At 52.0% G+C, this 20,882-nt stretch carries 13 protein-coding genes; 10 read left to right on the forward strand and 3 right to left on the reverse strand.

Annotated features, from left to right (window positions below; all coding sequences use genetic code 11):
* Window positions 1-11 precede the first annotated feature (11 nt).
* Both OZX67_RS02105 and OZX67_RS02110 read left to right on the forward strand, forming a co-directional pair.
* Complete coding sequence (locus OZX67_RS02105; protein WP_277143728.1) at window positions 12-1,349, forward strand: C1 family peptidase; 1,338 nt, start codon at window positions 12-14, stop codon at window positions 1,347-1,349.
* Window positions 1,350-1,513: 164 nt separating this feature from the next.
* Window positions 1,514-2,650, forward strand: coding sequence for a 3-deoxy-7-phosphoheptulonate synthase (locus tag OZX67_RS02110; protein WP_277143730.1), 1,137 nt, complete (start codon window positions 1,514-1,516; stop codon window positions 2,648-2,650).
* A gap of 117 nt (window positions 2,651-2,767) precedes the next feature.
* Here OZX67_RS02110 and OZX67_RS02115 read toward each other — a convergent pair whose 3' ends face one another.
* A complete protein-coding gene (locus tag OZX67_RS02115) occupies window positions 2,768-3,508 on the reverse strand; it encodes a hypothetical protein (RefSeq protein WP_277143732.1) in 741 nt (246 codons plus the stop codon).
* Window positions 3,509-3,601: 93 nt separating this feature from the next.
* Window positions 3,602-5,806: a hypothetical protein gene (locus OZX67_RS02120; RefSeq protein WP_277143734.1), complete on the reverse strand. Its 2,205-nt coding sequence runs from the start codon at window positions 5,804-5,806 to the stop codon at window positions 3,602-3,604.
* 398 nt (window positions 5,807-6,204) lie between these two features.
* On the opposite strand from OZX67_RS02120, the gene OZX67_RS02125 reads away from it, so the two are divergent.
* The 4 genes from OZX67_RS02125 to OZX67_RS02140 all read left to right on the forward strand — a co-directional run bounded on the left by OZX67_RS02125 (window position 6,205) and on the right by OZX67_RS02140 (window position 13,088).
* Entirely contained in the window at window positions 6,205-8,139 is a 1,935-nt protein-coding gene (locus tag OZX67_RS02125) for a hypothetical protein (protein WP_277143736.1), read from the forward strand.
* 170 nt (window positions 8,140-8,309) lie between these two features.
* Window positions 8,310-10,076 carry a toll/interleukin-1 receptor domain-containing protein gene (locus OZX67_RS02130; RefSeq protein ID WP_277143738.1) on the forward strand — a complete coding sequence of 589 codons (1,767 nt, stop codon included), beginning with the start codon at window positions 8,310-8,312 and terminating at the stop codon, window positions 10,074-10,076.
* A 215-nt stretch (window positions 10,077-10,291) separates the two neighbouring features.
* Window positions 10,292-12,439 (forward strand): hypothetical protein, encoded by a 2,148-nt coding sequence (locus tag OZX67_RS02135; RefSeq protein ID WP_277143740.1) that lies wholly within the window; start codon window positions 10,292-10,294, stop codon window positions 12,437-12,439.
* Between the two features lie 163 nt (window positions 12,440-12,602).
* Entirely contained in the window at window positions 12,603-13,088 is a 486-nt protein-coding gene (locus tag OZX67_RS02140; RefSeq protein WP_277143742.1) for a hypothetical protein, read from the forward strand.
* Between the two features lie 39 nt (window positions 13,089-13,127).
* Here OZX67_RS02140 and OZX67_RS02145 read toward each other — a convergent pair whose 3' ends face one another.
* Window positions 13,128-14,171, reverse strand: a complete 1,044-nt coding sequence (locus OZX67_RS02145) for a caspase family protein (RefSeq protein ID WP_277143744.1) — start codon at window positions 14,169-14,171, stop codon at window positions 13,128-13,130.
* A gap of 144 nt (window positions 14,172-14,315) precedes the next feature.
* Between OZX67_RS02145 and OZX67_RS02150 the strand changes: the two genes are divergently transcribed.
* The 4 genes from OZX67_RS02150 (at window position 14,316) to OZX67_RS02165 (ending at window position 20,756) form a co-directional block, all read left to right on the forward strand.
* Window positions 14,316-16,505: a hypothetical protein gene (locus OZX67_RS02150; RefSeq protein ID WP_277143745.1), complete on the forward strand. Its 2,190-nt coding sequence runs from the start codon at window positions 14,316-14,318 to the stop codon at window positions 16,503-16,505.
* The gene (locus OZX67_RS02155; RefSeq protein WP_277143747.1) at window positions 16,502-17,290 is read left to right on the forward strand and encodes a hypothetical protein; all 789 of its coding nucleotides are present in this window, start codon (window positions 16,502-16,504) and stop codon (window positions 17,288-17,290) included. Before OZX67_RS02150 ends, OZX67_RS02155 begins: the two co-directional genes overlap by 4 nt.
* Before the next feature lie 162 nt (window positions 17,291-17,452).
* A complete protein-coding gene (locus tag OZX67_RS02160) occupies window positions 17,453-19,855 on the forward strand; it encodes a hypothetical protein (RefSeq protein ID WP_277143750.1) in 2,403 nt (800 codons plus the stop codon).
* Window positions 19,856-19,901: 46 nt separating this feature from the next.
* On the forward strand, window positions 19,902-20,756 hold the full coding sequence (locus tag OZX67_RS02165) for a matrixin family metalloprotease (RefSeq protein ID WP_277143752.1): 855 nt from the start codon (window positions 19,902-19,904) through the stop codon (window positions 20,754-20,756).
* Window positions 20,757-20,882 lie beyond the last annotated feature (126 nt).

The raw sequence follows: 20,882 nt of genomic DNA on the forward strand, positions 1-20,882 counted from the left end.
AGCATTATCTGATGAGTGAAATGAAGCCGCTGACCGCCGACCGTCTAGGTAGGTTGCAGGAGGATTTCGAGGCCAAGCCGGTGAATACGTTGGCGATGAATGCCGTCACCACCTCCGGCATCAATCCGGTGGCGCATAACTACGACCGTGCCCGCAGGCTTCAGCGCCGTTTCTCGGTGACCGTCGACAACGGCGAGGTGACCAATCAGAATCATTCCGGACGTTGCTGGCTGTTCAGCTCCCTGAACGTAGCGCGTTTCGTGGCCAAGAAGAATCTCAAGCTCGATTCGTTCGAATTCTCGCAGAACTACGCAATGTATTACGATAAGCTTGAGCGCATCAACTACTTCCTGCGCGATGTCGCGGATTTGGTGCGTGCCGGCGAGCCTTTTGACTCGCAGTTGATGCAGCATCTGCTCGCTGACGTGATGGGCGACGGTGGCCAGTGGACCATGGCCATGAACGTCTACAAGAAGTACGGTGCCGTGCCCAAGGATTTCTTCCCCGAGACCGCGTCATCGACCAATACCAGCGAGATGAACACGCAGCTGCGCCACTTGCTGCACACTGCCGTGGCGCATATGTATGCCGACCAGTCTTCGATTGACCGTGTTGTCGATGAGACCGTAGAGGCCGGCCATCGCATGCTCACCATCCATTTGGGCGAGCCGCCGAAGAGCTTCGACTGGGAATGGACCGACAAGGATGGCAACTTCCACCGCGACGGTGAGATCACGCCGGTCGAATTCTGGAAGAAGTACGTCGGCAGCGCTCACCTTGAGGATTATGTCTGCCTTGTCGACGATCCGCGTGCCGAGCACGCCAAGGGCAAGAAGATCGGCATCGAGCACCTGGGCAACGTCGTCGGGGGAGACGCGACCGAGTATTTGAATGTCCCGAACCAGTTCATGAAGGACTGCGTGCGTCGTATCCTTTCCGACCTGAAGATGCCGGCTTGGTTCGGTGCGGACTGCCACCCGATGATGGACCGCGACAACGGCGCGTGGGCCACCGATCTCTACGAATACGGCAAGGTCTACGACGTCGATTTCGATATGGACAAGGAAGCGCGGGTGCGCTACGGCGACTCTGCGATGAACCACGCGATGGCTTTTGTCGGCGTGGACGTGGCCGATGACGGCAAGACTGCCAACCGCTGGCGCGTCGAGAATTCGTGGGGTTGCAAGGTTGCCGACAAGGGCTACTTCACCATGAGCGACGATTGGTTCAGCGAGTACGTCTATGAGGTAGCCGTCCCGAAGTCGATGCTTCCCGCCGAGTATCAGGCCGCACTCACCGAGCCCGCGACCATGCTTCCTGCGTGGGACCCGATGGGGGCACTTGCATAAGAGAAGTCGATATATAAGATCTCGATGTCCCGTCTAAAGGCGGGACATCGTCATATTGCTTGGATAAATGGCAGTATTACCCTGCAAAATCGGTTATAATGGGCACCCTGTTGCCACTTGAAGGCGGCAGGGAAGAGTATTCACAACAAGCAGAGGAGGGAATCATGGCGATTATGCGAGGGCCTGGAAGTTCTGAGGACGCACGGCGATTTAGCGAGGAAGCCGTTTACCCCGAAACCGTGGATGTCAACATCCGCCAGCTTGACCCGATTCCCGCGCCGCGCGCGTTCCTCAAGGAAACCCCGCTGACCAAGCCGATGGGTGATTTGGTTTTGAAGTCCCGTCAGGAGATCCGCGACATTCTGCACGGTCGCGACGACCGTCTGCTCGTCATCGTAGGTCCCTGCTCGATCCATGATCCGAAGGCGGCGAAGGATTACGCGCAGCGTCTGGCCAAGGCCAATGATGAACTCAAAGACCGCCTGCTGATTGTCATGCGCGTCTATTTCGAGAAGCCGCGCACCACCGTTGGCTGGAAAGGCCTGATCAACGACCCGGACCTTGACGGCGAATTCAATATCCGCAAGGGCATGGATTTGGCGCGCAAGGTACTCGCCGACGTGCTGAATCTGGGTCTGCCTGCCGCCACCGAATGGCTTGATCCGATCACGCCGCAGTATCTGTGCGATATGGTCAGTTGGGGCGCCATCGGCGCGCGCAACACCGAAAGCCAGGTTCACCGCGAGCTGGCCAGCGGCATGTCGATGCCCATCGGTTTCAAGAATTCCACCGACGGCTCGGTGAAGGTCGCCGCCGATTCCTGCTATGCCGTGGCCAACGAGCATCATTTCCTTTCGATCAACCTTGACGGTCGCGTGATTTCTGCGGAGACCAAGGGTAACCCGGACTGCCATATCGTTCTGCGCGGTTCCAATTCCGGCCCCAACTACGACGAGAAGTCCGTGGCCGACGCGTTGGAAACGTTGAAACAGTCGAAGGTCACCGGCCCCAGCGAGCACGGCTTGGTCATCGACGCCGCGCACGGCAATTGCGGCAAGGACGAGGTGCGCGAGGCCGAGGTGATCGAGGAGATTGCCGCGCGCCTGGCCAAGGGCGAGCCCGGCATCTTCGGTGTGATGATGGAAAGCAACATTCGCGGCGGCCACCAGTCGCCCGCGCCGCTCGACCAGCTGGTCTACGGCCGCTCCATCACCGATTCCTGCATCTCCTGGGATCGCACCAACGAGCTCCTGCATACTCTCGCCGACGCTGTCACTTCGCGTCGCGAGCTCGACCGTTGAAGCGAGACAGAAAAAGAGCTGTCAGCGCGACCAAAAGCACGTTTTATCGCCTGTTTTCGTGCTTTTGGTCGCAGTCTGATGCCACTGATTATGCATGTTGTCGTATCATAGCTAGTGTTATGCTTTTGTGATAAGATTTCCCTTATCGTCAAGTCTTAGACCTTGGAAGAGCATAAACAATCTACCTGTTCTCGTTTTTAGTGCTGCATACAAATCGTCCCACATTTCAACGGCGCTCTCTTGATCGATGTCTGCTTCTGTGCACTGCGGCGAGAGGATATATTCCAATGCAAATTCCGCAGGTTTGAATTCAATGAGTTCGTCAAGCCCCTTTCCCTTGTAGCTTCCGTATCGAAGTTCATAGAGTTTTCTGAAATGGTCTTTCATCTTGGCATCCGAATCGAATCGGTCACTGACATAAAATACGGTATCTGTTATTCCCCATACCAATAAGAGCAGAACTACTATTACTGCAAGCAAAAGTATAAAAAATAGACAGGTGGTTATCAGGTACCCGGTACGCAGCTTATCGAGATGGCTGTTAAGCACGTCGGTATTTAAGTCTATTCCTGCTTTTTGGATAGTAGCTTGAGAATAGGTTTTGGGGAACAAGACCGAGCCTGCGCTATATCCTGCATAAGAGCCTGCATTAGTCAGACCCGCCACCAACATGCCTACCACTGAAATTATGGCCGGAATCAGGAGCAACTTGCCATATCTGAGAAGACACAAAGGCATGATTGTATCGATTAGTTGAATCTTGCTGAAGACATGGTTTGCTTTGTACAGCTTGCATACGACAGTCACGGTCAGAGCTACAATCACCACTGCTGTAAGTATGATTAAAAGAGTTTTCATTTTTACCTCTCTAAATTTCCGCCGTTTGCTATTAATTTCGGACGAAGGCTTCAGCCGCGTACTGTCGCCAACATTTCCAACGACAGTGGTGACTTAAAGCTCACTGATTTTCAGCTTTTGTTCCTTGGAGTAATGTTCCAAGTAAGCAAGGGCCTTTTTTGCGTTTTCCTGTTCCCCGCAATTGTGGAAGCACTCGTATGCGTTGTGGAATTCGGTTTCCCATTCAGTGTTATCAAGATTTTGTTTTGCAAGACTTAAGGCAAGGCAGAAATGTGCTTTTCCTTGCAAAGGCACGTCACTCAGATTGATGGCTGATTGAAGCATCGATTCGGCGATTCCGATTTGACGATGAGGGTCAGTAAGTGCCTCGTAAAGGTTCATTTCAGTGGTGAAAAGAATCCGCCTATCTTGCGTTCTGCGCGCTATTTCCACTTGTTTTTCATATGCGTCGACTTCTACGGCATGGTCATTGAGTTTGTATTTGGCGAAATTGGCTATGTAACCGTAGACTTGCGTTTCCACGATTATGGCTTTTTTCGTGTCCATCGGCGAAGTCCAAACATAGCGTGGAGCAATGTGCAAAGTGTCGATGAGGCGATTGGCGAGTGCAAGGAAGTCCTGTGTATAGTCTTTTTGACTGTGGTATTCGGCCACGAGCTGGTTGTAGAGCAAATACACCAGACACTGTGTTTTGACATCATGAGAGTTCTGAGCTTTAGAGGAGCCTGAGCTGGAATGGGCCTTTTCAAATCTCTGTAGTTTTTGTGCATATTCTTCGGCTGCGTCATCCCAGTATCCAAGCAGTGTCTCCGACCAAATCTTGGTAGTGGAGAGGATTGTTTTGCGAAGCATCGGCTCTTGTTGAATCTGATATGTATCCAGATTGTTTGTGTTTTGAGCTTGAACAGACCGAAACGCCTTAAGCCGGGCAGCAGAGAATGATGATTCAGGTGTTGATTCTTCTTCTTGTGTATTTGAGGTTGTCTGCAGGTTAGGAACGATGAGTTTTGGTTCCGGTATCTTTTGAGACGTGTCTGGCTGGGATGTGCCTAAGCTGATTGTTTCCTCTCGACTGGGTAGGTTGAGGCGCGTATGGAAAGCGCTGATTGTGTAAAAGTAAGCCGACCAATCACGCCCGAAACTCCAATACCAATGTATTGATCCGTCGGAATTGACCTGGAACCCGGTAAGCGCCATGACCGGTGCAGTTGCGAGCGTATCATATTCATCCTGATTTACGCCAAGCTGTTTGAAGGCTGCCTGTACACGTGCTTTTACCTCTTTTTCACCCTTCGGCGGGATTAAGAATAAACATTTGCTGAGGATATTCAGTTTTTTGAGTTGGGAGATTTCCCATTGCAGTGATTCGGTTTTACCAACTGTCAGAATGATGCCGCCGGAACGTAACGCTGTGAGTCTGATGCTTTCTTTCCATTTGTCATTAGCATAATAGGCATGGACTGCACCAGCACGTGGCAGTATCTCACCTGGTCTACCGACGGCGATGAGGTCGTTTATCGTTGATGATGCTATGTTGGAGACCATTTCATCGAAGGTGATTTTCGGCCACAATACGCCTCGTAAACCCGTGTTCCAATCCCATTCGGCCATGCCTACAGGTACTTCAACGTTGATGAGATCATCTTTGAAGGAACGCAAATACAGTATGGAATGTTCATTCGCTTTCATTTCGAAATGTGGCGAGGTGAATAATTTCGATATGCGTCTGCCTAATCGGCTGACTGCATAAGCAGACCACAGACCTACGATAAAAATCAACGCGAAGAACAACCACCACACCCAATATTTGAATCGTATGTGCCGAAAGACGTATGCGGAGGTGAGACCCATTTTGAACGTGAGTATCAATAGGACGCCGGACAATATGCTGCTCAGCAACAAAACCAGTTTTTCGCCGATTGTCATCGACGAACCTTGCGGCGTATTGCCGCTGAAATGCAGGTAGATTTTAATCAGGAACGGCAAAGCTGCCACATATACCCCAGTAAGGAATGACCATACCCATACCAAAGTAGGGAATACCGCTGTAAATATGTATCCGATTGCCGTTGGCACTACCAACAATAATGATGGCAGAATCGTCATCTTCAATCTTCGACCCGGATCGATGACATCCATGTCGGCTAAATCCGCATCGAGGCCAGTTGAATAGACCCCCATCATCATGCCTGCTTTGACAGCAGGCTCTCTAAAAAGCAGATGTTCGATATATCCGCGGTCGATTCTTGCTATAAGCTGTGCGGCGATGATAAATAGCAGTACTACAAGTAACGGCATTGTTCTCTTCTTTCGAAAACGTAAATGGGAAAAGTCGGAAGAACTTCTCCGTTACTTTCCGCAATAATTATGTCACGAGGCTAGGAGGCCAGTGGCAGTTGTTGATATATAGCAGATGTCAGCCTTTGCTTTGAAATTCATATGCATGGCGACCGCGATGTGGTTTAGCTTATGGTATTCATCTCGAACAAAAAGATATTCTGGTGACTCTTTCAAGGCTGGTATGAATTAGACAGTTGTGAAATATCGACAAATTCAAGAAAAAATCGTCGCATTTCGCGTCGAAAATGGTGAAATTCGAAACCTCATAGGTGACAGGCACGGAAAGGAATCGTGCTCGTCACCCGTCGAGCCAAGAATTCCGGCGGGTCCATCACAAGGTATCGAAAGGATATCTTATGGTCACCATAGCAGAAATGATTCGCCCAACCGACATCAACACGAAGAACATAATCGCCGATAAGACATTCGCCGAGCTGGTGAGACAAGCCCCACAGGACAGTAACCGTCCTCATCCGATAAACCAGGCGCAATCGCACAAGACAAAAGCTGCAGACACCGTCAATGAGCCGGCGTATACCGTATGCTCTTCAACGCTGAACATTGAACCTTCGTCGCAATCCCACGCTGATATCAGTGCCGCTGTGGGCCCCGGTTTGGAGGATGAGGCCGACGGATCCGTCCGTCTTATCAATTGCAATCATGTCGGTGTCCTTACCGCCTATCTTCTTGATAAAAGGCGGCGTCTTCCCGTCCTTGTGGCATCGCGCCGTCCCGTTTTGGACTGCTGTATGTTCGATACCGCCAAGCTTGCGGCCGACTTGGTAGGGGTGGCTACTGTTTTTGAATTGCTGGACTCCTATACGTCATTGGCATTTGCCGACGCGCTCTCCAAAAAATATCAGGTATACGGCGGCATGGTGCGTCTCTACCCGGCCGGATTCGATTGGTTGGTTGATTCGACATTGCTGAAAGGCCCTTATCATGCCAAGACCAGCGAACAGCGCCTGCATTGGGGTTCACAGATTGTTCACGAAGCGTTTGCCATGATGGCACAGGGGCAGGCGAAGTCCATCGAGGTTCCGGGCAAACGCAGTGAACGTCGTATATTCCATGAAGCCACGGTCACCGGTACATTATCGGACCGGTGCATTGCCCGGCTTGACAATGGCACTGTGGTGTCGGTAGCTGCACCGAAAAAGGCCTCTGGTATAAATGTTGATCGCCTATTCGAAAAGGGGCAGAGAATCTGCGGCAACGTCAATCCGGAAACGAACGTCATGACCGGCATAAAGATTCGACCCCGCAACGAGGCCCTTGCCGATTACCGTGCTGGCATGACCGTGCTAGCCCGCGTGGAGAAGGCGGACCAGGATGAATGTTCAATGATGCTGTACCCGGGCGTTGTGGTGAAGGTTTCGGCCGAAGACATGCCTGGTGTCTTCTCTTCGCAATCGGAGAGTCTGCGTTGTTCGTCGGCGGTAGGGACGGCTTTGCCCATGCTGATCAGGTTCCGGGGCAAGGGTTGGACGCAGTGGGATATGTGCTTCTCCGACGCCGATATCGATAGCGTCTCACCGGCTCCCGCGTTGTTGGATGGTGGACCGGAATGGTTGCAGAAAAAGGATGTCGACGAATCGGTGTTTGCACAGAACAAAAGTGCGGAGGCTAGCGGTAAGAAAGTGGGTTCTCCAACCGCCGATTCCATTGGATTCGCAAACGGAATTTCCGATGAGTCGTCTGCAGCCGCTCTCGCCTCGCAGCTTTCCGCTGAGAAAAGCAAGAATGAGAAACTCAATGAGAAGTATGAGCGCAAATGTCGCCAGTTCGCTTCGTTGCAGGAATATGCAGCACAGCAACGCAATCTGCGTTTGCAACAGAATCCGCAATTCCATACGATGCGAGGGGCGTTCAAGGAGGACTCCCAGCGTCTGCGCTATGAAGCCATTCGTTTTGACGCGTGGATCCGCGAGACTTGGTCCCTTCGATTTTCTGCCGAGGACAAGCCGCGTTACCCGCTTCCCGAAACGTGGGACTACGATCCCGGCTTCTTCGATTCCTTGGAGGGCACGGCCATCAATCGGCAGGAAGTGATTGATGCCTGCATCGATGTGCTCACCGGACTTGTCGAACAATCCAAATCGCGAGGCCTGCACCCGTTTCGTGAGAGCAGCGGCCCGTTGTCACCCGCCCGTCGTGGTCCGAATGGCGAAAAGATGTTCCGCATCAATCTTGGCCAAGGTGTTTCGGCACGACGGATGCATTATGGAAAGGGGAAAGAAGGTCGGATCATCTTCGTATTTGTCGGTGAGCATGATGAAGGGCTGTGGTGATAGGTCTGCGGGATGTGAAAGTTTGCGGATTTCCGTCCAGCTGTTCGCGTGACGAATTCGGCGGCGTGATGGGCACACTTCGATGGATAGACGAGGAAGCGTTGTGTTGGTGTGGGTATTGTTGTCGGGTATATCATGGACTCATACTTTTTCCAATGCAGGGAGCCACTATGATGAACAATGCTGAAGACGAGCACCGTTCGTTGCAGGTCTTTTTAAGCTATTCTCATCGCGATGACACATTGGGGCTTTTGACAACCTTAGTGCAGACGGCTATCGACCAATACAACGCCGACGCTGCGGAATCGAACAGTCTGACTTTTGACCTGTTTATCGACAATACGGGTATCTCCAGTGGAGACCATTGGGATCAGGTCATCGATCAGGAGCTTGATGTGACCGACATCTTCCTGCCGTGTATCACTCTTAGTTACTGTCTGAGCGAGAACTGCGCCAAGGAATTCACCTATTTCCAACAGGTTCGTCATCAGGATGAAGGAGCCCACTGCTGTATTCCGCTGTTCTTACAGGACATCCCGCAGGAGTTTGCATCGCTCGCAACGTTTAACGGAGAGGTGTTTACTGAAGCCAAAGCAATCAATGGCGTTGAAGTGTCTGCACTGCTTAACCAACGTGCTATTGGGCGTGACGAGCTTGAGAAGCTTATAGTTTCTAAGCTTGTGTACGCTTTGGACCAAGCGGTGCAAAATCTTTCCGCACAGAAGGTGGCGCCGTCAGACGGTGATTCCGGTGATGAAAGAAGCCCGGAACAGTGGAAGGAGGATATGTTTATTGAGCGGAGAGGAGATATGCTTGTTGAGCAGAAAGGGGATGTGGCTATTGACCTGACGACTTCTGTTGGGATGAAGTCCTCTGTTGCTAATGTACATTCCATCGTTACTATGAACAAGCCTGCCCCTTGTGTGATATTCAATGCCGTTATCGATGACTCCAGCGGGGTTGAAGAGCGCGGATTTGCCTTGATTAGGGATGTGACAGAGCGGGGGGAAGCCGGCTGCGTTGCTAATGCTGGCGAATATGGCAAGGTCTGTACCGCGTTCAAGGACCATGTGTATATGGTCAAAGCTTTTGTCCGCAACAACATCGCGGCGAACCGTGGACTCACAATGCGCAATGTGCGGATCACGACGGCATGGAACGCGAAGGCCACTGCGGGTCTTAAATCACAGGTACGAGCCCAGTCCGACAATTTTGATAAAAACGGCAAGGGTGAGGAGGGGCTGTCCGGCGGGGTCTGGGATGAGGCATGTCTTATGGCGGAGGATGGGTATCAACTGCAAACGAGCTTTGTTCCCGGATCAGCACGCTACTTCAGTAACGCCGGCCCAGAAGAAGGGATCGAACTGTCCAATGACATAACGGGTGCGTCGGGCACGCCCTTACACTATGAGCAGATGAACGATGAGATTCCTAAATCTACGGAGTATTCCGGTTATGTTTCCTTCCTCGTGCGGGTTGTCGATATCGCCCCGGCGTTTTCCTGCGTTGCATGGGTCCGACATGCCGGGGAAAAGAAATGGCATCATGTGGTCAATGCCCAGCCGGGTGATCGACTGCAGTTGAGGCTGGACTATCACAATACCGGCACGATTGTGCAGAAGGATGTTATTGCGCGCGAATATCTTCCGAAGGAGCTTGTCTACCAGCGACAGACGACCCGACAGTGCACCTGCAATCATCTAGATGGCTACCTTATAAATGATGATCGATGGATTGAGAAAGGTCTGAATCTTGGGAGTTACCTCCCAGATGGGAATACCACTCTCCTCTTCGATGTGGTGGTTGTAGACGGAATCGAGGGGGACGATAAAGGAAATCATAACATCGACACTGTGGGTCTCTTGATAACGGCAGGTCGAACGAAGATGGCCTCCCGAATGATTTCTGTTTCTTGTAAACCGAAGCCGGAGGCGTAAACAGGTTCTCGTTCATCTACGTGTTTGAGCTGAATATCCTTGAGTCTTGAATCAGCGGATTGAAGCGACATGGCTGTATGAATTGGTTTTCGTTGGCTGGGTTATAATTTCAGCAAAGGCCGGTTTGCTGTAAGTTTGCAGTTGTCTTACAGGCTGTGGGAACAATGCTGTTGTAAAAATTACTGGTTGACCTGCTTTCAAAAGAGTTCCCTGTCATGCGTAATTCAATATGGGAACAGTTGAAAGATGAGAGAAAGAAGAAAAGGATGACTCTGCTTGTAGCATTTCTGCTTATCATCATCGCGCAGATCATAGCAAGGATTGATCGGGGGTATATCGAGCATAGGATTGCTTCGGGCAATTTAATAAACGCGTCCCTCATGCAGAAGGTCACCACTTCCAATATAGATTCCGATTTGCTTGACAGCGGATTGGTAGTGCCACGTATGGGACTCAATATGACGGTTCTGCCAATGATACGTGTCGTGGTGCCTGTCGCGATAGGTTATGGATTGTCATTATTCAAGCCCACGCTGATATGGCTGTGGTCAACTCTTGCCGCGATATATGTCGCAGCGTTGCCTCTGATTGACAAATTCATGGTGAGGGCCAGCAACAACAAACCCTCGAAAATACCGATGAAGGCCGGAGAAATTTGCACGGTGTTGATCAGTGATATATTGGCCGCAATCGTATTGGAGAGGACATTTGATCTTGGCTATTCGACGTCCTGCGTTTTCCATCGTCTCCAGTTCCATTGGATATGGTGGCTGCTTTTCGCGATTGTTTTTCTGATTGGACTGTGGATTGCATATGCAATCGCCCGGTTTGGCGGTAGACTTTCAAAACGATTCGCTTCTTCTCATTTTGAGCTCGAGGCCGATGACCGTTTTGTGTTGTATCTGCGTTCGTTCCGAGATGAGCACGTTTCTGTCGAAGTGCCCGTTGGAATAGCAGAATTTGATTGCAATACGAGTTTGCGTGGTGTGCTTTGGCCGAGGATTTCCTTCGAGGAAATGTTGTCCAATGTTGTGGCCGCCGGTGTGGGCGATCTCATAACCGTCGGCAAACCAGGTGAGTTGCTGCCAAAGGCTGGAGCGGCGCGCAGTTATTACAAGAATGACGATTGGCAAGAGAATGTAAGGGTGACGGCTTTTCGCTCAAAAAATATCATCGTGGCTCTTGGTATCACGGATTCTCTGAAATGGGAGATTGCCCATCTCAAAGAATGGGGCCTGCTCGCCAAATGTCTGTTCGTGGTGCCGCCGGACAACGAGAAGAGGACAAAAGAGCGTGTGAAAATCGCTTTCGATGCACTTGGGGTCAACAAGAACGAGTATGAGGAACTTGACGATATGCCCGTGTTCATCATCGCGGGATTCAGCGTCAAGCCTGACGGATCCGTGCATTGGTTTTGGAATTTCGGTCGTGATTGGTCGGCATATTTGAGCGCCGTGAATGTTTTCGAAGCGCGGACGGAAATGGTAGAAGGGCAAGAAAATGATGCGATGTCGTCTGAAGCCCTGTGGGATGATTTGGAGGCTGAACAGGCATCCGGGCCGATTGCGTTTCGTTCATCAGGGAACCCAGGCAAGCGTCAGATTCAGCCTGACTTGTCGGTGCGTGCCACGATAGTCTCGAGTACACCTGCAAAGGTTCTGACAAAACAGCGCCGTTGGGATGAAGCTGTACAAAAATATGCCAAATTGATTGAAAAGTTCGATGAGGCCCATCAGGGGGAAGTTTTCGACGATTTTCCTGTCTATTACGGTGATGAGGCCCAGTCAATAGTCTATCTGCTTTATCATCAGCTTGAGGCGGAAGGAAAGAGTACCGCAAACTATGGTGGGCAATTTCTTCTTCTTGCAGACAGGTTGATTACTAATCTTCATTCGTCTCCAAAGTATGTCTGGTTGTCGTCGATGGAAACGCAGAAGGCTGTTGTGGTGGAGACTGAAGTGAATGGTCTTGTGGCCGACTATGCGCGCGATAAACTTGAGGATTCCGATTTGGAAATCAAATCACGAAAGGAACAGGTAGAAGCCGCTGAACGAACTCAGGACCAGAGGATAGTTATGACAGCGCAATCGGCGTTGTATTTGGCCTTGCATGAAAGTTCGGAAAGAGTCGATGCTGCCAGAGCAAGGCTGGAATCCGCAATAAAACTTGGCGATGTGCGTTCGCAGGCTACAAATCATTTGTATATAGGTTTGGGCCTTGCGGAGCAAGGGGCCGACCGAAGCGAATGGGAACCGGAGTTGCGCATGGCTAGCAAACAATTCAAAGAGTGCGGGGAGACCGAGAACGCGCAAGGCGCATTAGATTATATAGCGAAATTTGATAGGAATACCCAGTCGGATTGAAACGATATCGATGTATAAAGCGGATGTGGAACGTTCAACAGATGGCATGAGCTCAGTGGAATCCGCTTGAATCCGTAGTTTTCCGTTTGGTTTGTCTTCCCACAAAGGTCGATATAATTGTCATATCTGCCTTGCTGCTTTGCCACTTGGAAAGGATGGGTCGATGAAGACGCGTATAGGAATAACGGGACACCAGCGAATTCCCGCCGCTGCCTACGGGTATGTCGAACGCGGCCTGAGCGAGTTTCTCAGGTCTTATGAAGGCTTGGGCAAAGAAGTGACGGGCGTGAGCTGCTTGGCATACGGGGCCGATCAGTTGTTTGCTTCAGCTATGCTCAAGGGCGGCCATGGTCTTGAAGCGATCATCCCCTGCGACCACTACGAAACGACCTTTGACGATGCTGGCCTTCGTGAGTACCGGTCATTGCTTGGCCGTGCCTCGAATGTTTTGAAGCTGGATTATCCACAACCTTGTGAGGACGCTTTTCTTGCCGCCGGTTTGCAAGTGGTAGATCGTTGCGATGTGCTGGTCGCTTTCTGGGATGGCCTTCCGGCCGCGGGCAAAGGCGGTACCGGCGATGTGGTGGATTATGCGCGTCAGCAGGGCAAGCCGGTGACCATCATCTGGCCCGAAGGCGTCGTTCACTGAAATCGGTTCGGGGCAGTTGACCACAGTGCTGCGGGGAATTTAGATGAGTCCTTTGGCCGCCAGATTCCAATAATATTGTCCGCGCAGCGTCAGCGAAATCGTTCCGCCCTTTATGCAGGCCCAATACAAATCGTGGTTGCCGTCGTCGGCGTCGATGTTGACGAGATGCGCATCGCGCCATATCTTGAAATCCTCCATCAGCTTCATGGAGGGGGTCAGTTCGTCCGGTCGTTCCTGCCCAGTGCGCATTTTGCCTTCGGATGCCGTCGATTTTTCCATTTCAGGATAGGGATGGAATTTCTTGTCGGCTCGGCTGAAAATTCGGCATCCTTGCTTCTCAGGTCTCGGATCCGTTGCCGTGTAGAGCAGACGCAATTGCTTGCGGCTTATTCCGGTCTGTGTATGCCTTAAGACGATGATTTTGTCGAGACACGCCTTGAGCACCGGTTGCTGACGTGCCCCACGCGAGGTGATCGCCATACTGGCGTCGGCGTAGAGGGAGACCGCCGTGACGTTGCCGAAAATATCCGCGCTCCCGCCCTGCAGCCCGGCCAGTAGACTGGCGGTGAATATGCCGTGGTCGCCCAGTTCGGCCGCCTGCTGGTTTTCGCGGGCCGCAGCCAGCACGACGACGTTTCGTGGCACGTCGATGTTTTTGATCGATCCGGCATGGCAGCAATCAAGAATGACGGTGACCGTGTTGACCTGTGGATGTTGTTTGATGATTTTCATCAGATCGGAAAAGCGCAGGCCGTGGCGTTCGTCATCCTTGTCGGGATCGTCTTCGACGCTGGCGAGCAGCAAGTCGTGTCTTTTCAATTTGTCCGCGTGACCTGAGAAATAAAAGAGGATGTCATTGCCATCGGCGTCGGCGAACAGGGCCTTGACCTGATCGAGCATTCTTGACTCTCGGGCAGAGGAACCTAGCAATAGTGATTTTTCCGGCGAACTCCAATCGTATCCGCCATCGGAATCGTATAGCAATTCGGCTATCGAGCGAGCGTCGTTTTCGCAATAGCTCAGTAACGGCCACTTTTCGGAGTCATAGTGGTTTATGCCTATGTACAGCGCTTCTCTGGACATGCTTACGTTTCCTCCGGTGGACGTTTTCGTTTTTGACAACTTATCATTGTTGGTGTCTACGACGGTCATATTTTATCATCCAGCTGGTAAACTGGACACCATTCCAATGATGGGCGACGGGCAGATTACGGCTAGGAGGATTCCATGGCTGGTGAGAGGTTCAGGGCGAGATTCGGCGAGGCATCTCAGAGCGCCGAATACTTCAACGATTTCAAGAAAGATGTACAACGCTTGTGTGAAAAAGTTTGTGCCGATGATGGCACTCTTTTCGGATATGCGGATCTTTTGCTCTATCAGAGCGAAAGGGTTCCCCTGCCCGTTCATACCGTTCGCTTAGAAGAAGCTTTAGATAAAGACACACCGGAATCGCAACAGCATAGAATCGAGCTGAACACTTGGTTCATGCGATATTTTGTGATGTGGAGAGAACAGTTCGATAGATACACCGGCACGTTCGATGATTTTGATGACGAGCCGTCTTCCGAGATTCTCGACGATGCTGACGACGGACGGTTTAAGAGCAGTACTGGGGCTCTTAATTCGATTATCGGTAGTTGGTACACGGCAATCGCCAGGGAAACATTGGCGAATGCGATACGAAGTCACTATCCTTATGCTGCATCCGCCGATGACGCCATGCTTGAGGAGCTCTCGGAGATCTTCAAGCAGAATCAAGATCTGGCTGGATTCCTTGGTTTGGTTCCCAGCGAAGTTTCATCTGATAGACATACCAATCAAAATGACGGGGCGAAAAGTCTTCGCGGCTATTACGAAGATGCAAAAAACCTGTGGATCACCAATGTGACGCAAAATTGTGATCAACGGTATCTCGCTTATTTTTATTCCAAAACCGCTTCAAAACGCAAACAGAAAAACGACGTTCCTCATCTGCCTTCCATGACGGGAAAGCCTCTCGGCAGAGAGGACATCCCGAGGGCTTTCAACGAAGTCGTTGAATGGGTGGTCGTTGACACCTTGCTGTCGGTTGCGTGGGCAGCCGAGCAGAGCAGGTTTGGCCCGTATTGGCAGGCTGCCATGGAATTGGGGTATTCGATCGTGTATCACAAAAGGCCTGATTCCGCTTTTCATGACGAACGCGTGCTGAAGGATTATCCTGAAGTCACGGAAATAGTCAATGAGTGCTATCAGGAGGTTGGAATCAAAGCAGCGAACCTCGGCTTGGACGAACGGTATAAAGAAGACATCAGCATCGAGAGCCTTCTTGATATCGCCTTGGACAATCTGCGGGATAATCCAATCGATGTGAGTCTTCCCATCTATGACAGGAACATCAATTACAGAGCATGGCTGAACCGTTTCGCTCCTATGGACGCAAAGTTGGCCGAAATCTGGAAGGGCATGAGCAAGGCTATGCGCGGTTTGGGGCTGACCCCTGAAGATTATGAGCAGGCCGTGGATGAGCATCAGGCAGAGCATGCGCACGAGGAGGACAATTCCTATGATGAGTTCGCCAATGACCTAGAAAAGGATGCGGTCCACAATTCGATACAAGCCATCATGGAATGGATGTCTTCGACTTTGGATGATTCTTATGAAGAATCTTTGGATGCCAAGAAACACAATGATCCGTTCTCCATTTCTGGTAAGGATGTTCGCGTGATGCAGGCTAGGTTGGGTGCAGCCTATCGGGAGAGGAACGGTGATTCGCCTCTTTCGGATGATGCGTTGCAGGCGGAAGAAGCCGATGAAATCGAAAACCAGTATGCCGATCCGGATCAAGGCAAAAAGAGCAAAAACACAGCCGGAAAACAGTTCAGGCGTGCAGGATACAAGATCATGGCAATACTGTATGTTTTTTGCGGTCTGTGCACTTACCCTTCATTCGATACAGAGGATGATGTCCAGAATGCCATCGATCTTCTGTGCGGGCACGAGGAATGCGGGGAATCGCTTCACTTGCTACGCTTCGCGGCTCCGTTCACGAAACGTCTGGAAAATGGAGGTCTTGCGGTTCGCATTGTTCCTGATCTTTGGAGGAACAGGGGTAAGACCGAGGGCCGTGATGCCAACGCGGCTGTTGAACGGGTCGAGGCGCTGAGCAAAAAGCAACAAGACGGTGCCCGAAAATCGCATAAAGCCAAGCGGTACCAATATGACGATCCGATTGTCCGTAAGCTCAATGAACTCGACACCAAAACCGAAGGTTGTCGGGTGCTGCATGCCGCAGAACATGTCGTCATCGATGCGCATCGCAAGGATATGGAAAATTTGGCCAAAGAAACATCGGCAGGTTCGCATGATGCTGATTTGCGTATTCATATGGGCCAGCCATTGTGTGTGGATACATTTGGTGGAAGGAGGTGCTCGCAATGAGCGAACAAGATGATGAGGATTTCAATGCCGATGCCCCCAATGACGACGATGACGGCACGCTTGACGACAATTTGGCTTGGCTGTTCGACCCGGATGTACTCGAAGCTGCGCATGAGGCATGGCATGGTCAGGTTGGCCCAGTAGTCACCCTGTCAACCGTCCATGCGGGTGCGATGCGTGGGTTCAAGCCCGGCCTTGCCCGTACTGTGCTCAACGACGTGCACTGGCTCAGTTATGTCAACGGCGTTTGGGAAGGCTATCAGGACGCCATGTACACCCGTAACCAAACTGGGTTGGAAACCCTTCCGCTCGCTTTCCAGGACGCGTTGCGGCGAGAGAAATTTGAGGGTGGGGAACAGCTGAATCTGCAGATTGCCCATGCCGCGGGACGTGGGTGGACGGATGCCGATCTGGATTTCGAGTTGTTCAGTCTGGAACTTGAAGCCCGCCCGTTCAATCAGGAGGTGTTGGTGGCACCGGGCATGCGGGGCAAGAAAACTGACCAATCCCCTGAAACCGAAAGAGAGCCCTGGGAAGCCCAATTCCACGCGGAATCGCTGGTCGTGCTTGTCAGAAAGCGCGATGCGAATTCTGATGCAATCATTGTCCAACTGGAAAGCCAGACCGAGGTGCGTACTTACCGACTTACCCTTCATTGGGCAGACGGTTCGGTCACGCAACTGGACGATTGCAGGACAGGGCTGGGCATGGCCCCTGCCCGTTTCGGCAATGTGACCTCTCCTGACGGGAAGCTGCCAACGAATGTCAGTGTCAAAATAGTGTAATTAACCGGCAATCCGGTAATTTTTAGCGTTTCGCTCCTGCCAGAGGTGGGAGCGAAACGCTTTTTATATTTTTTTAAAAATAAGGCACCATTTCGCGTCGAAAATTGAAAAATCGGTACCTTCTTACTGAAAGCGATGGAAGCAATCAGAAAGAGGCGCTCCATGATGGATTCTTCGGACAGCAAGATCCTTACCGAAATACCGGACGACAAGGGCGGTTCGAAAGTTTCACCCCTCGAAGCCGAGACAAGCGGTTGCCGACGGTTGTTAAGGGTAAGTGCTTTGAAACATCAACACGATGTCGAAAAGACGGCGCGTGTCGTGACAAGGCGTCTGATCGATGTCGTCAATATGAGCGATTACCTGACCGTCATACGTGTTGCAAGCATGCAGGGGCATATCGGTGTCGACATCGAGGTAAGGATCAGCGGAGATGCTGTCGATGAGGAGTCTCAGCTTTCCCGTGCCGGTTCCATGGGTTCCGCAGTTTCAAAGGATTGTGTAGACAGTGCCGATGCTTGGCAACGGGACATGAACTATGTGTTCGGTGACATCTTCGTCTTCGACGACCCGACGGAGTGTTTCGCTTCCCCGACGCCTATCCGGGATGGTTATGAGGCGTTGCTTCCTCCCGGCGATATCGGTGTCAATCGTGGCGCAAGACGTTCCGAGAATAGCTCGCCGAACCTGCTCACTACCGACGAGCTGATCTTGAAAAACATGGAAAAGGATCTCCGTCATAATCCTCAGGGTTTTACCAATGGAACCGCCAGCCCGATCGATGCCTATCATTACATCGACCCGACGGCACTGTTTAAAACCCTTGGAGAGAATGACGGTTCCTCCATCATCTACTGTCTTCATAAGGCCGGGCAAAACGATCAGACGATGGCTCAGGAATTGTTCGATACCCATGACGTGATGAGCCGACTGGTCATCATTCCCAACACGCCTCCGCTGGGCGTGCGCGTTTTTATCACCGCACCCGACAGGGTCAGCAAGTCGATGCTCAGCGAATACAAGTCACTCACCGGCGCAAACTTCTTGCATTTGGATGCCAGAGGGTTGAAGGATGCTACTTCACCGAGTGCAGCCTCAATAAAAGGCTATGCGATGCCGGCAGCCGCAGCGAGCGCGTTTCTGCGTCTGCCCATAGCCGGCGAGCATCCGTTCAAAGGCATGCTCACCGCCGCCCAAGACCATCGGGTGCATCCTCTTGATTCATTGCCAGTGCCGGCAAGCACTAAGCCAATTTCGTTGGGAACCGCGCTCGATGGCACCGGCGAAACCGTCGACGTGACGGTGAAACCGGAGGATCTGACCGAGCATATGCATGTCATCGGTGCACCAGGATCCGGCAAAACCACTTTTCTGGTCGACCTTGCCTGTGAACTGTCGCGTCAGGGGGTCGGATTCGTCTTTCTTTCCACGCATCCGGATCTGATGGAACGCATCGTCGCCGATGCTAGGCCGGCAAAAGGGTTCCATGTTTTCGGCATCGATCATGCCGATCGCGACTATATCGTCCCCATCAACCCGCTCAACGGCAAGGATGATGAAGATGTCTTCGCTTTGAAGGTTGGCGAGATCACCGCCGCGCTCAAGGAATACATGGATCCGCACAGCGAAGGCATGTTCGGGGAGCGTGCCGCTTCGGCGTTCGCGTTGGTTGCCCAAGCCTATCGGCGTCTGGGGCATATCTCGATTCCGATGGTCACCAGCACGCTTGTCCGCCAGGACATGTGCAAGAGGTTGGCCTATAAGTTGCGTCACAACGACATCGAGATGGCCCTGCACATTCAGCAGGAGCTTTCGGGGCTTACCGGTCCGGACGCCACGGATTTGTTTTCATGGCTCGGCAGCAGGTTCACGATACTCAACTCCTCGCCCCTTTTGCTCAACATTCTGGGCAGCGGGATGAACACCATTGAATTCACCGCGCTGATGGATGAAGGCGATAAGGGGCTGGCCGTCAACCTTGCCGGCAATGAGCTTGGTGCGTCGTCCGCCCAGTTCCTGCTTGCCTGCTGGCTTATCGAAATCAAAAGTGCGATGTTCAAACGTAAGCGTCCGGACAAGCCCTTTGTGGTCGTGGTGGACGAAGCCCATGCGGCTGCTTTTGGCCCGTTGGCTTCGATGCTTGATGAGGCGCGCAAGTTTGGCATCTGTCTGGTCGTGGCCCACCAGCGTATGGGGCAGCTGAACCCTCACCTTGCCGATGCCTTGGAGTCTGATGCCGGATCCTTCATCGCACTGCGTACGGGAATGGGCGATGCATCGCGAGCCAGCGAGCAGCTGGGCAGGTGGCCACAGGAAGAGCTGATGCGTCTGCCGCACTTCGAGGCCGCGGCCGTTCTCTCCAGAGGCGGAACGCCCACTGTGCCCTTCACGTTGAACATTGCGCCGCCACTCGAGCTGACCGATGAGCGGAGCTACCACACCTTGTCGGTTATGAGGCGGTCGCGATTCCGGTATTCGTTGCAAAGCGATGCCTTGGATGTCGCGACTCCGGACACGGTGAGAAAAATTCTCGATTCCATCAAAATCCCGGAACCGGAGGAATGAAAAAGGCTTATTTCGTGGTGTCCACCTTGATTAAAAAGGAGAAAAAATGAAGAACCATATGTCAAACACCATTGTCCGGATCGTTAAAACCAGCTGTGCTCTGGTGTCGGCGGCGGCCATCGTTCTGGGAACTTCCGGGTGTCAAGGATTTTCGCCGCAGTCAATTGCGTCTTCCAAATCAGAAAGACAACAGCAACTACCCTCATCCGCCGGAAAAGGTGATGGAGATCGTTCAAGTGTCGATGCCGACCTTGTCCATGCAACGTTGGGCGAACCCTTGACCGCTTTGCCCCAAGGCTATGAATATCTACCGCCCGATAAAGGTGTGGAAAAACCGGCGCTGGTCAACCCCTGCAAGCCGATTGCGTACAACTTGTATGGCCCGGTGGGTCCAGAGGAAGAAAACATGGTCACGCAGGCCATTCAACGTATCGCCCAGGTGACAGGCTTACGCTTCGAGCGTGTAGACCGCTTACAAGGCGAGAACCGCAAGGGCTTTTCGGAATATGCCACGCGTCCGCTGTCAATCGGCACGCAATTTCGCTTTCGGTTCCTTCCTACCTCGCAATATCCTGATTTCAACTCCAACGACAAAGGTTCGACCGAGACCTTGGGCCAGACCTTGACCAGGACGGTCAGATACGACTCCTTCCCCTCGCCGATGATCTATTACGCCGATATCACTCTCAACGAAGACTACTTCAAAAAGGCGGGCAGCGATGCCGAATCGGTCGGGCTGGCCACGGAAGTGGTCGAGCATGAAATGGGGCATGCTCTGGGGCTTGGGCATTCTAACGATCCGGCATCGGCGATGGCGGCCGTCGCAGACGACACCCCGCAGCTGACGAATGACGATATTCAGGCCTTCAAGGCGACGGTCGGCCAATGCGTAGCGAAATAAAAAATATTTCCCCACTTTCGCGTCGAAAAACCGCAAAACCGTTCCCTTACTAGTGAAGGCAGGGAAAAGGAACCTGACTTGGCAATAACAACAATCGGTCCGATCAATCGTTGATCGAATCGAAAA

This window comes from Bifidobacterium sp. ESL0728 (assembly GCF_029392015.1).
In the GTDB taxonomy this organism is placed as follows: Bacteria; Actinomycetota; Actinomycetes; order Actinomycetales; family Bifidobacteriaceae; genus Bifidobacterium.